The 13,506-nt window shown below is 35.8% G+C and carries 9 protein-coding genes; all 9 read right to left on the reverse strand.

The window, feature by feature from the left end; genetic code table 11:
• Nucleotides 1-212: 212 nt before the first annotated feature.
• Nucleotides 213-812, reverse strand: coding sequence for a DUF6642 family protein (locus OD90_RS02580; protein WP_144666139.1), 600 nt, complete (start codon nt 810-812; stop codon nt 213-215).
• A gap of 149 nt (nt 813-961) precedes the next feature.
• Nucleotides 962-4,183 (reverse strand): AsmA-like C-terminal region-containing protein, encoded by a 3,222-nt coding sequence (locus tag OD90_RS02585; protein WP_144666142.1) that lies wholly within the window; start codon nt 4,181-4,183, stop codon nt 962-964.
• Between the two features lie 537 nt (nt 4,184-4,720).
• A complete protein-coding gene (locus tag OD90_RS02590) occupies nt 4,721-5,197 on the reverse strand; it encodes a cupin domain-containing protein (RefSeq protein WP_144666145.1) in 477 nt (158 codons plus the stop codon).
• An 84-nt stretch (nt 5,198-5,281) separates the two neighbouring features.
• A complete protein-coding gene (locus OD90_RS02595) occupies nt 5,282-5,941 on the reverse strand; it encodes an HAD family hydrolase (protein WP_144666148.1) in 660 nt (219 codons plus the stop codon).
• Nucleotides 5,931-7,256 (reverse strand): D-arabinono-1,4-lactone oxidase, encoded by a 1,326-nt coding sequence (locus OD90_RS02600; protein ID WP_144666151.1) that lies wholly within the window; start codon nt 7,254-7,256, stop codon nt 5,931-5,933. The genes OD90_RS02595 and OD90_RS02600 overlap by 11 nt, the downstream gene beginning before the upstream one ends.
• A gap of 175 nt (nt 7,257-7,431) precedes the next feature.
• Nucleotides 7,432-8,607, reverse strand: a complete 1,176-nt coding sequence (locus OD90_RS02605) for a BamA/TamA family outer membrane protein (protein ID WP_144666154.1) — start codon at nt 8,605-8,607, stop codon at nt 7,432-7,434.
• A 497-nt stretch (nt 8,608-9,104) separates the two neighbouring features.
• Nucleotides 9,105-11,297, reverse strand: coding sequence for a T9SS type A sorting domain-containing protein (locus tag OD90_RS02610; RefSeq protein WP_144666157.1), 2,193 nt, complete (start codon nt 11,295-11,297; stop codon nt 9,105-9,107).
• A gap of 244 nt (nt 11,298-11,541) precedes the next feature.
• Complete coding sequence (locus tag OD90_RS02615; protein ID WP_144666160.1) at nt 11,542-12,267, reverse strand: hypothetical protein; 726 nt, start codon at nt 12,265-12,267, stop codon at nt 11,542-11,544.
• Nucleotides 12,268-12,440: 173 nt separating this feature from the next.
• The gene (locus OD90_RS02620) at nt 12,441-13,478 is read right to left on the reverse strand and encodes an LLM class flavin-dependent oxidoreductase (RefSeq protein WP_144666162.1); all 1,038 of its coding nucleotides are present in this window, start codon (nt 13,476-13,478) and stop codon (nt 12,441-12,443) included.
• Nucleotides 13,479-13,506: the final 28 nt, after the last annotated feature.

A 13,506-nucleotide genomic window follows, 5' to 3' on the forward strand; every position in this document is an offset into this window, starting at 1 on the left:
TCGTCAGGAATTATGTAAAAGCATTTTATGCCAACGTTTCACTGTGTAGTTATAATTCGCTTTTATGCTTGTATTGAGCTTGTCAAAGTATAAAAAACCCATTTATTGAAAATTGCAGCTCAAAAGAATAGATCATTTAAAATATTTCACTGCCATTAATCAGAAGTTCGTCCACTTCCCTCCTACCTTCTTTTTCGCGAAAGCGAACTTCTTTAATAGTACAGTCTAAAGTCGAGCAACTTACAAGCCGCATAATGTTTTTTATGCAAATCTTCGACAACCGCTAGCATGTCATCATCTTCCTTAAATAAATAAAAGAACGCTTTATCCAGATTTGCGCTGGATATGCCGTTGTACGCATTACCATAGCCAGAAATTGCCCTTGCCTCCGTAATGTCTAGAAAATATTGAGCTTCTTCTTCGTCTAAGTCAAGCACCTTGGCATTTGAGAAATGTAAGATTTTCCCCGTGAGTCTTCCTTCAAAAATTTCTGCAATCTCTTGTATACTGTAATAATACTCGTTTAAACAAATCGTATTAGATTCGCCTTGCATGATTAAATAAATGATCTCATAATCCTTAAAGTGATGATCATCCAGTATCAATGCGTTTAAGCTATCTTCCAAACCTTCGATCGTATCGCAGGTTTTGTGAATGCTGGCCACTCCATAAGTGTCAGCTAATTGAAGTAGGTCCTGTTGTGTATCGGTATGCGTGACGGTTTCTATATCTGCTACGCCCTCTAGACAATAGATAAAATAGTCTACTTCTGTGAGTGGTTCTTGCTGCTGCAATGATCTCTTTTCTAACAATCTTAATTTTTTATTTAAAATTAATCATTTGTGTACAATTTTAGTGCAGTCTTTATATCCGTTGAAGGTTTATGAGATATTACTATTGTAAAGTGAATCACGTTTTCACGAAAGTGATATCTTAAAACCCAAAAATTCTTTCTTAGGAATCAATCGTTCTTAGCCTTTTTTGCTTTTTCCATCGAGATCTCATAGTCATCGATGTTTCCGTAAAGTTTGAGATTGAGGTAGCGTACTTTTTTGGTGGTGTCTACTTCTATGATTTCCTCTTCTTGCAGATTTGCACCCGCGTTTTTCTTGCTACTAAACAATTTATACCGAGCTGCTTTCTTTACCGTTTTCCAAGGTATTTTCAAGTAGTATTCTATATTATAATCACTGTCTTGCGTCCCCGAAACTTCCATATGTCCTAAGGTAGACTCGATAGTCATATTAGGAATGGTAATACGTCCTTTGCTGATATCGAGATGATTTTTAATGGTGTCAAATTTGATGCTTTTAAGATTTTTATCTCCCATATAATCTGATAATAAAGACATGGGTTCATAATTTAAAAGCTTTCCCTCTAATACCTCTACATCCATTTGTATTTCAGACTGATCCAGATCGGGCACTAGATCGGGATACACTCTAATGTTCCCAGTGATATGAGAGGAAACACGCCCTTTTAGATTATCTGAGACTAAATGATCTTGTCCAAAGTTTTCAAACTTAAACAGTAGTTTATCGAGATCTACATTAGTCGCCACCAAGTCGGGTTTCATGTAAATATGTTTTGGATCGCTTCCATTAAAATAACCAGACATTTTAAAATTACCTCCTGCCGCGTTCATGGTAAGAGTATCGACATACACATAATGATTTTGTGTCGTTCGTAACTTTGCATTGATTTGTTGTAAATCAATGCGATTCTTTATGAAATGGTCTATAGCTACCTCAAACGTCATATCTGTAAAGGGTAGCTCGTACACATTAAAAGCCTCCACATGCTCTTTTACATCTGCTTTTGTAGTTGATGTTTGTGTTGAAGTATTTTCTATGGGTGAAGTAGTAAATGAGAAAAGCTCATCAAAATCAATATAATTGGCTTTTAATCCAAGATAATTAGCTCTCTTTTTGATGCTTTGATTACTACCGAGATAATAATTCATGTCTACATCAAAATTGGTTCGCCCTATAGTACCTTGAAAACCTTGTATTTTAAGATGATCATCTTCATAATGAAAACGTCCCTCAAAATTTTCAAATTTTAGAGGATGTAGTTTCATCTTCGTAGTAAGTTTATCAAGTGTAAGATCGATCGATTGCAAGCCAGAATCTTTATAATGCATGCTAGAGGTGAGATGTAAGGCTAAATTGCTAAACGCTTCATGACGATACTCTTCTGGAACATAATTTTCACCCTCGTAAGAAAAAACATCTTCTAGTCTCAACAGATCTGAGTAAAGCGTAAGGTCTAGCGTTACATCCCCATTTAGTTTCTTTTGCATCCAGAAGGGATATTCTCGTACTTTCCCATTTATATGAAAATCTGAATCGTCGATATAGCCAGTAAAATCTACGATGCTTAGGTCTTGATCGTCAATCAAAAAGTCCACATGAAAATCATGCAACTTGTGTGGATAGTGCTTGAGCTGGGCGTTAAGACTGTCTATAAAAAATTCCCCTTTTGGTAAATAGGTGGCATCTTTATAGGCACTTGCTAAGGCTTTAAACGAAAATCCAGCGCTTAGGTTTCTCACCTTTTCATCGACACCTGTATTGTCTTCTTTAGAATACCCAGTAATTTCGGCAATATCCAGTGCATCTGATTGAATATCTAGATGCACTTCGACTGGAGTAGCAGTGTGATGTATAATGGCAGGAAGGTCTGATATAAAGCCAGTGATAGAAACATCTGAGGCACCCAGTACCATATCAAATTGATCAAGAGTGGCCTCTTTCCCATTCATAATGACATGTGCATTTACCTTTTCTAATGGAGCGGGAAGACTTTCTGAAGAAAAGCTAAGATTCTCAATGGTAAGTTCGCTAAAATAGGACTGATTAAGCGTATTTAGAGCTAATTCTGGTTGATCTAAATCTATAATATCATGAAAATTCATTTCTAGCGACACTTTCCCCGTTGTGTTTTCTACGTCATTTAAATTGAGAAAGCTGGTCATAAACTCTAGGTCGAAATCTACATTTATTTTCATTTCTATATCTGGCGCTTCAAAATTGCGCACAACAATCTCACCGAGTAGCTTTCCAGTCTCCAGTTGGGCCGTCATGTCTTTGAGGGAGAAAGAAGTAGTTTTTAAATTTCGCTCTTCTCCATTAGTAAAATGCCCATTAAAGCCCATATCATTGATACGTTTCCCTCTATCTGTGTTTTCTAGAAAAGCCTCACTTGCTCCAAAAGTAACATCAAAGAAAGGCGATTGCTGGTTAAGCGTGGGGCCCTTTACTACTGCGTTAAAGAAAATATCACCCGCATTTTTATACCGTTCTAAAACGGGTATAAATTCCTCTGGAGCAAATGCGATAAACATATCAAAATTAGGTTTTGTTCCGTTTATGGCAAGATCAACATACATGTCATTATGAGTATCTATTGATCCTTCGATCTTAAAATCACCATGCTCCATAGTAAGTCCCGAAGGCTTGATAGAGAGCAGTCCAGTTTCTTTTTGGAACAGGAGATCTGTATGCAACTCAAAATGCTTGTGACGGATATAAGTAGTATCTCCATGATCGATAAGATTCATTTCAAAATCAGTATCGATATGTGCCGAAATTAGATTGGGATTGATCTCAAAGCCACCTTTACCTTCGTACATGAACACTTCTAAATCTGTATGTTCTGTCTCATCCTTTTTATGGATATCTAAATCATATAACGTGATATTTTTAAGTTGAATATTTGCAAATTCGTCAGGATTATTTTCAGTTGTTGTAAGTGGTTTTAGGGCATTTTCAAGGTTAATTGTTCCATCTGTGTGAAACACGATGTCAAAAAACCCTTCTTCTACGATAAGCGATCGTATTTGATAATTGCCATCTAAAATATCCCATATATTAAATCCGATGTAAATATCGGCTACGTCCAGAATGGCTCTTTGAGATGTCTCTTTAGTTTCATAAATTTTGACATCATCAACTTTAAACGATAGATCAGGAAAATTGCTAAAAAGTGATAAATGAGTGTCTCCTATAGTAACAAGACCCTTATGCTGCGTATTTAAAATGGCAATTTCATTTTGGATAATTTCATCTTGCTTTGAGAAAACATAGAGCACTAACATCCCAGTCAAAAGAATAGGAAGAAGTATAAGAAACGCGATGCTTCTCCACCAGAACTTTCGCTTTTTTAAAAATTGAAATTGCATACAATATTTTGGGGTTATTGCAAATAACGTGAAAATTTTTAATCTATAGGCTTTTATTGAAATTCCGCTTTCGCGAAAGCAAAACAAAACTGTAGATATGGCTCATGGATCTCATTATCATGGATTTCAATGTACATACACTATTGATGAGTACTACCTATTTTTTTTGGCTAGTGTAGGACGATATTTCGCTTTCGCGAAAGCAAAAAACTTATAATGGCACTATTCTTTAGTTTTATGTACTATAAAGCAACGTAGAAGTTTTGGTCTCACATAAAATACCGCTCTGTCAATTTTATGCTACTGGTTTTGAAGGTAGTTTTGCAACTGATGAAAATTAGTTCGATAATAAATCACGCACACATTTCCACTTCTCTTCCAGTGTGGTTTCAAGTAAAAAGCAGGCACCGCAGAGAGCATTTTAATATAGTTGCGAAACGATGCGAATAGGGCTTTCCTTGTGCTATTTTTATAGTTCTAGATATAAAGTGTCTAGGTGTATTTTGTTAGAATTGTTTTCTAATGAAAGGATTAAACCTAGTTAGCTTTGAGCTTTTCAGCTATAGTATCATAATACTCTTGACTTAGGACTTCTGTCCATTCTGTTGGTGTCACTCCACTGTAAAGTGCTAGATACGTCACGTCGTTATCTTTTGACGACGCATGCCAGTGTTCCGTATTTTCTGGACATTTAATGATATCACCAGTCTTCATTACAAAAGGTTCTCTTCCCTTCTCTTGATAATAACCCACACCATCTACGATAATTAATACTTGTGCGGTGCTATGTTTATGCCAATCTAAAGTTGAATTTGCCTTGAATGTAGCTTTTACTACATTATAGGACAAATCACCGCCCTCTTGCAAAATCCTGTTTAGCCAAGCTTCTCCTATGTAATGTGTATTTGGAGCCTTTACACCTGCATCTAAATATGAGGATATGGTGTAATCAGATTCCTGTGCAGCGGCAGCAAACGAAACAATGAGCGTAAGAATTATTATTATATTTTTCATATTTCTTTATTTAAAAATTAATTCAAACATTTTTCATTGAGCATCAAATAATGCACAAGTTAGCACAATATAGAAGATTTTTAATTACTCTAATATTTGTTCAAACAACGCAATCGCTTCGCCAACATTCTCAAATGAAAACCGCACTTGATCTCTTACTTCTGGAGAAACAACGCTGTAGGAATGTATATGAATAACTTGCATACCTGCATTGAGTGCTGCAGTTATTCCGGGTTGACTATCTTCAAAAACAAAAACGTCTTTAAAATCTTTAGTAGCAATACCTAATGTAGTGGCCAATTTTTGGTAAGGTTCAGGATTTGGTTTTGCTTTAGTATAATCTTCATATCCATAAAAGTGTAACACCTCTAAATTTCCATTTTTGATGCACTGCGAAACAAAGTGCCTACTAGCATTACTTGCGATGCCAAAGGGTATGCCTTTCTCTTTGAACAATGTAAACAAACTTGCCACACCGGGCAATAACGAAATGGTATTGCTTTGATTTTTAAGATGGGCATTTTTACAAAATAAAATCTCACTAGCCTTTGAGCTATCTCCATATAAATCACTCAAAATTTGAGCAATGACTTTTGGAGATTTTCCAGATACTCTAGATTGAGGAAACTCATCTAGCGTTACTCCGCAAACATCTTTTACTGCAAAGCACCACGAGTTATGATGCAGTTTTCTGCTATCTACTAGTACACCATCTAGATCAAAAAGAACCGCCTTAACTGTCATTTCTAGGTGATTTTTCTCCAAATAATCGTGATAAATAGCTGTTTAGAAATTTATTGGTTGGATCCATTTTCTTGCGCAATTCTTTGAAGTCATTCCATTTAGGGTATACTTTTGACAGTTCGGTATCCTTAGCTATAAATCGCTTTCCCCAATGCGGTCTACCGCCGTATTTTAAAAATATGTTCTCTATGGTTTCGAACGCTTCATAACTATCTGCCGATGCTGCGTTTCTAGAGACGCAGCCCATAGTAACTGTCGTACTATTATTGTAGGCATAACTTAACCAAGAGTTATCTTGGTTAATAAAACGTATATCCATTGGGATATGGACAAATGACTTGTTTTTAAAACTATTAATGGCAGCTTTTAATTCTTCAAATACCTTTGGAAAGACGTCTAAAGCAACCGTCCATTCTGCTAACTCTAATGTTGATCCTCTAGATTTTGTCACTGTTGCTTGATATAAACTGCCTTTATGTTCTTTCTTGCTCCTAAAAAACCAGTAATGTAAAATTTTGTTTGCAAAATACGTTGACCACGGAATGACGTGACTGTATTTATAAAGAATTTTAGACACTTTTCTTCTGTTTTTCAAATAGCTAGGGCCTAGATCTTCAACCACTTCTTGAGAGGGGTCAATTTTATTCCCCTTTATTACGTAGCCAATATCTGTATGTGGCAACCATAAAATTCTGAGAAAATCATTTTGATTTAAGTAGCTATTTAATTTATTAAGCCAGAGCTTATCTCTTTCGGGTCCTTCTTTGATATGTAACGTATAATTCTCAACGCACTGAAAGGTAATGGTAGAAAAAGCACCTAATACACCTAACGATACTCTAAGAGCATCCATGAATTCATGAGTATCTTCTATGGTCTTGATAGATCCATCTGCAATAATCAATCGGCATCGTACAACATAGGAAGCTAATAAATTTCCACTAGTGCCGTGTGTTCCTGTGGCTAATGCGCCACCAATGGTAACTGTATTAATATCTGGAAGACAGGGAATACACCAGTTTTGACTTTCTACGTATTCTAGTAACTCTTTTAATTTCATTCCAGATTGAACAGTAACTTGTTTAAGTGCTGTATTGGTTTCTAGAATTTTATTATAATTGTCAATATTAATAAGCGTATCCGTCCCAGCGGAAATATCTGATGAAGATTGCTTACTCCCGTAATACCTAACATTCTCTGCATTTTTAATAACTTCAGAAAATTGTTCTTCAGTTTTTATTTCAAATCTCTTATTGTAATTATGTTGAATATTTTCATTCCAACTCACCCATTGATTATGGTTGTTTTTGGTCATTCAATTTTTTTATGCAAGGTAAGGATAAACCAAAATTTGGCTTAACGCTATTGATTATTAATGTATGTGAATTGGTGATAGGGCTTTCAAAGTGTGTAATGCAGCTATGTTTGCTATATCCCTTATCCTGCTTTAAGGAATAGCATTTTTGAATGTGTTTTTTTGCTTGACCTAATTAAAAAGCCTCTGCAATACTAAAATAGAAGCCGTAAGCACCTTTTTCCCCGAAGCCTACATCAAAACGAAGATTCAGGTTTTCCTCCTCCTCTATCGCAAAGCGAACCCCTGCTCCATAATTGGGTTTCAAATTCCCAAATTGAAATTCGTTTACATTGTGATATACATCACCAGTGCCTAAAAACCCTACTAGGCCCCAAGGTGAATTTTCAAAGTTTTTTCTGTACTCCACCTGAGTTGCTAAAAGATCGCGATCTACGTAGCGTCCTTCTTTGTAGCCTCGCATAATATCGCTTCCGCCAAAAAAGGAGAACTCAGAAAAAGGAATATCTCCACGCGTAAATTGGCCAAAAAATTGAAATGCCAATACATCTTCATTCTTCTCAGAAATATCCACAAAATGTCTAAAATCTAAACGAGTTAAATTAAAGGTATGAGTTCCTCCTAATACCTTTCCGTATTGTCCATACGTAAACTCTAGGTAAGAACCGTCTTGTGCATTTAAAATATTACTTCTATTATCAAAAAGTATTGCGGCCTCTGCTCCTACTGAGGTTGAGCCATCAAATCCATCAGGTTGGTTTTGAGCAATGAGACCATCGGGCTCAAATGCTGTTTTATAGATGTGATTATACCGAAAGCCCGCACCAATAAATAAATACCTATGAAATAGTTGTTTCAAAAAAATAGGTTCTACTAGAAATTGATAGTAGTCATACTGTTCTTCTGCACTTTTAGGGGTATTACTACCTATGCCGTAATAGAATCGTGGATAATTTTGAAAAAGGAGGTTCCCCTCAATGACCCATTTTTCCTGATTGGTAAATATTTCAAAACCGGAATACAAAAAAAACTGACTATTCAAAGTGTATTGTGCAGTGATGGGCATATTTGAAACTCTGGTTTCTTCCCCGCTTCCATTAAATTTAAAAAGATATTTTGCACCAGTTCCAAAACCTAAATTAGTCTCTGGGGAATAGGATAAAACAGGCGCAACAATAAACTTTTGTTTGTAAATAGTTGAGTCTTTTTCTACCGCTCTATAATTAGGATAAAAGGTGAAAATCTCTTTAATTTTTTCAATGGTTTGAGCTTCGCTAGTTGCGGAAGCAGAAAAAATAATAATAAAAAATAGTTTGAAAGTAATTTTCTTAATCAAGGAAAAATTGGTCATGAAGGCTATCAAGATAAGTGTTCATTCTAATGAGACGTCTATCACTAGAACGCATCTTTACAAGCAGACAAATTTATCAAATTTAAAAACCTTGTTTAAGTGTTTTATAAAACTTTAAGAGTATGTAACAGACATTTTGTTGATGTTACATTTAGAACCCTACAATTATTTAGCATTGCAACATTATACGCGGCGTTTCCCTAAAGAGTCATTGTGAGATCGTATTTTTTTAACTGTGCTGGAGTTAGACTAAATAGTAACTCATGTATAGCATACGATAAATTTAATAAGGTGCAGGTACTTCTACCTACAGCAAATACTTAGTTATACATTGGATATGTTGCTTATATAATCACATTTTAACTATAAATAAGCCTTGTAAAATATTTGATCAGGAGACTTATACAGCAAACAAGGCGTGTGACTAAGCTTTTACGAAAGCAAAAAGTGCCCAGCTAAAAACTGAGCACTTTTAATTTGTAAAGAATTAATATTTTTTAATTAACAATTAACTTGTGTCTCGAAATATTCTTTTCGAGGTTTATTTCTAGAACATACATCCCAGCACTCATCTTTATTTCTTGAGTGTTTAAGAGCGTATTTCCAGGCTGTAATATACCCTTGTAAACTTCTTGACCCAATGTATTGTAAATACGTACTGTAGCTGTTTTTGAGCTCTCCAACGGAATTGCAATAGAAAATTGGTTCCTTGTGGGATTGGGATACACACTCACCATAGCACTATTCACTTCGTCTTCTGTACCTATGACTGCCGCAACCACCTCAGTTCTTGCACGTATGGCCATACGTGTGCTACCGCAACTGCCTTCGTATATTTTTACATTAGAAAAGGTAGAGGTGTTTCCAAAACCACCATCATTATCGTTAATAAATACGAGTTGGTTTGCAGGTCCTGTGTAAAAACTACCCACAGGAATTACGTATGTTGTAGTTCCGCCTGCGTAGGTATTATAGTTTGTCACACCATAATTTTGTGTTCCGTGCACTTTAAAATAACGTGAGGAAGTTAAGGTATTGTTAGTTTCAAATCCTATACCGTGAATTTCTCCTTCTGAAGAACTGCTGAAATCAAACTCAAGAACTGTTTGAGAGGTTATATTATAATCTAATGCTATTGTTTTCCAAGTGTTATTTGTTAGTGACAAAGACGCACCATTATTTCCTGTAGAAAACGTCCCAGCAGCATCCTGATTAGAAAAACTAGCTATTGCAAAGTCATTAAAATTTAAGGTAGCACACCCTGGAGGGTCTGTATCATCTAATCCATTTTGTATGGAGATGGCGTCTATGGCAATGTCGCTCTGCCATCCAGAGGTTCCATTACCTGTAGTAGCGATATACCTTAACTGTACACTAGATATACCTGCATAGATAGACAAATCTATGCTTTCCTGTACCCATGCATTTCCCTGATTTCCACTTTTACTAAAAACGGTTGTCCAATTTCCCTCATTATTTGTGCGTACTTCAACGATCAAATTGTTAATAGTGCTCCCATACATATGAGATTGGAAGGAAAGACTTGGTTCATTAAGATTTGTAAAATCAAGACATGGACTATTGAGTATGGCTTTTTTATTAGGAAAACCTGTCCCATTTCCAGAAGCCTCTACGTAGAGATATACATTACCGTCTACTGCAGTACTGGGTCCTGTTTGTGAAGAAGGCGTTCCACTACTATCTCGAGACCAATTAATATCGTCTCCTGTACTAGTATTAGTCCATTGGCCAAAATTGGTTTCAAAACTCTCGGCATATGGAAAAGTACCCACTGTTGTGATACAGTCTGTTTCTACAGGAGGTGTACTATTTATCTCTCCATCAATGTCAAAGCGGGAAAAGAAATTCCAAACTTCTTGAGAAGTATTTACATTTCCACCATTCCAGCTATGTCCTTTGCCCTGTACTTTTATAAACTCTGCGGTTACACCATTATCCCCATTACGCCATATAGATCTTGTAGAGCCGCTTCCCAAATCAATTATATCTGGATTTATAGCTCCATTATTACTAGCCGACCAGTATTCCATAACCCCTCTTATAGGTTCATTTGTAGCATTTCCGTTAATTGAAATGACATTATCGTTAGTTCCAGTAATTTGAAGGACAGCTGTAGGATGTTGTGGTTGACATTGATTAGTGGTAATCCAACTTCTAGTCATACTTCCAGCTACAGAAGCAACCGCGGCAATTCTATTACTTAATTCACAGGCCAGTCGATAACTAAAGAAACCGCCATTTGAGAATCCTGTAGCATAAATACGCTTATCGTTAATGGAATATTCTTCTTTGATTTTATCGATAAGGGCGTCTGTAAAACCGAGATCATCGTTATTTCCTCCAAAGGAATTATTAATAGCCCAGCCAGAGAAAAATCCGCCGAGTCCTTGTGGAGTTACAAAGATAAATTGATTAGCCTCTGCTAATTGGGTGAAATCACTTTGATTGTACTGTGTACTAATATTATTTGTAAATCCGTGAAAATTTAAAATAAGAGGCACAGGTGCACTTGCATTATAACTTTGTGGGACGTAAAGACGATACTGCCTATTGACACCGTTTACGTTAATACTTGTGTCGATGATTTGTTGACCATAAAGTGTCACATTGCAAAGTAAAATTGAGGCACAAAGCCATAAGATTACTTTTGTAGGGGAGTAATTTTTCATTGCTTATATTTAAAGAATTAATAATTATTTCCTTAAATATAACGCAATAATCTAAATAAAAGCAATATTAAAATTAAATAAGAGAGAATTATTCAATAAAGAAGGTGATTTGTTAAATTATCAGCATTTCATTTGTGATACTTTTATTATAGCCATGATAAAATAATTGAGGTCACTTAAATATGAACTTTTAAGACCTATGCCAACCTCTGATAATAGGAATATACAACTTTTATAGAAGGTTCTAATTCCTTCCGTACATTACATCATCACCGGTATAGTTTCTAAATCCTAGCAAATCATTATCTACATCGTCCATATAAAAATACATGTCAAGTCCAGATCCTGTATTTGGATTAGGGTAAGAATCTTGACTAGGAGTAATTGAAACTAATTGCACTGGTTCCACGCTGAAATCCAATTGTAAATTGAAATCAATATTCTCAAAAGTCTCATAAGAAGTGGCTGTAAAATCTTTTCTAATGGTTAGCCTTTGAGGTGTCGCTCTCTCTGGCAGGTTTGTATTCACGAAGTCATAATATAAAAACTCCCATTCTCCCACCATTCTTCTATGATTATAAATGTAAATCTCATCAAAAGGGACATTGTTTCTAGAGTCTGGCGAAATAATAATGTTAGACCCATCCACATCAAGATCAGAAGGATACCAATTGCTTAAAAATTTATCATCTGTATAAATATCGATGTAATATTTTTTAAACACCAAGTTTTCTGTAATTGTAAGCGTGCCTGTTGCGTCAAAAGAGCCGCTGTCTATAGGGTTCACTTCATTTATATAATCTTCTTTAGTTTCATACAATGCATACTTAAAATCCGAGAGTGTATATGGATCCATATTATCTACAACGCGTTCCAGGTTAAGGTTGATATTTAGTGTGTTGGATAATTCATCATCAGAAGTACAGCTTATTAAGAATAGCACTGTAAAACATACTAAAAGATTTTTCATAGGTACCTATAGTTTTATATTGTGAAATTATCATCACCATTGTAGCGGGTGAAATTAAGATAATATTTACTACTGACCCTAAAAAATAGAAATTTTCTACAAACGCTTTCGCGAAAGCAAAAAATGCCCAGCTAAAACTGGACACTAGTTCTTTTCGTCTATGTTCTCACTACTTATATTGCTGCCATTTCAGTTTTACCTTGTTTGTTATATGCATTAATCAATGCTGCAAAATCAGCATATGACTTCTTTCTATCTTCGGTATCGTAGATATTTGTAACTGCAATAAGTTCATCTACTTGGGTATCTTGGATAAATTGATGCAGTTGTGGGGCTACACTCTCTTTAGTTCCCACAAAGGAATAACGCAGCATTTGTGCTACTTGTGGATGTTTAAGTAATTCTTTCAACTCCTGATCCATAGCTGCAGGAGGCTGGACAAAATTACGTTTACCGGTAAGAATCCCAACAATTAGCTTTAATAGGGATGTATACAGTTGCTGTGCTTTTGCTTCTGTTTCAGCTAGTATGACATTGATACCTGCCATAACGTATGGTTTCTCTAGTGCCGCCGAAGGAACAAATTCGTTTCGATATATTTGAATGGCATCGTGCAGATGAGTGGTTGCAAAATGACTTGCAAATGCATAGGGTAAACCTTTTGCTGCTGATAAATGTGCGCTATCTGTGCTTGAGCCCAATATATATATTGGTACCTCTACCCCTTCTGCCACAGTGGCCCGAACAGTAGCACTTGCATTTTCTGTAGAGAAATAACGCTGTATTTTCTCAATTTCACTAGGAAATGAGTGTGCTGCAGTCATAAAATCTGAGCGTATGGCCTGGGCCGTGGCTCTATCTGTACCTGGAGCTCTACCTAGTCCCAAATCAATTCTACCTGGGTATATGGATGCTAGTGTACCAAATTGTTCAGCTACAATAAGAGGAGAATGATTGGGCAACATAATACCACCTGAGCCTATCTTTAACGTATTAGTCCCCGCTGCAAGATATCCCATCAAAATACTAGTAGCACTACTGGCAATATTTATCGCATTGTGGTGCTCTGCTAGCCAATATCTTGAGTAACCCAATGCTTCCACGTGTTGTGCAAGCGCTAGGGTTCCTTCAAAGGTTTGTTTTACACTTTTACCTTCAGAAACCAATGCGAGATCTAATAGTGAATATTTAATTTCTTTATGTGTGTTCAAATTGAGTTTTCTTTAATTTGATAAATCT

Source organism: Dokdonia sp. Hel_I_53, from assembly GCF_007827465.1.
Classification (GTDB): Bacteria; Bacteroidota; Bacteroidia; order Flavobacteriales; family Flavobacteriaceae; genus Dokdonia.

Coding starts and splice junctions, on each gene's coding strand:
- OD90_RS02585 (WP_144666142.1), bottom strand. CDS start 4,183: ATGCAATTTCAATTTTTAAAAAAGCGAAAGTTCTGGTGGAGAAGCATC.
- OD90_RS02590 (WP_144666145.1), bottom strand. CDS start 5,197: ATGAAAAATATAATAATAATTCTTACGCTCATTGTTTCGTTTGCTGCC.
- OD90_RS02595 (WP_144666148.1), bottom strand. CDS start 5,941: ATGACAGTTAAGGCGGTTCTTTTTGATCTAGATGGTGTACTAGTAGAT.
- OD90_RS02600 (WP_144666151.1), bottom strand. CDS start 7,256: ATGACCAAAAACAACCATAATCAATGGGTGAGTTGGAATGAAAATATT.
- OD90_RS02605 (WP_144666154.1), bottom strand. CDS start 8,607: ATGACCAATTTTTCCTTGATTAAGAAAATTACTTTCAAACTATTTTTT.
- OD90_RS02610 (WP_144666157.1), bottom strand. CDS start 11,297: ATGAAAAATTACTCCCCTACAAAAGTAATCTTATGGCTTTGTGCCTCA.
- OD90_RS02615 (WP_144666160.1), bottom strand. CDS start 12,267: ATGAAAAATCTTTTAGTATGTTTTACAGTGCTATTCTTAATAAGCTGT.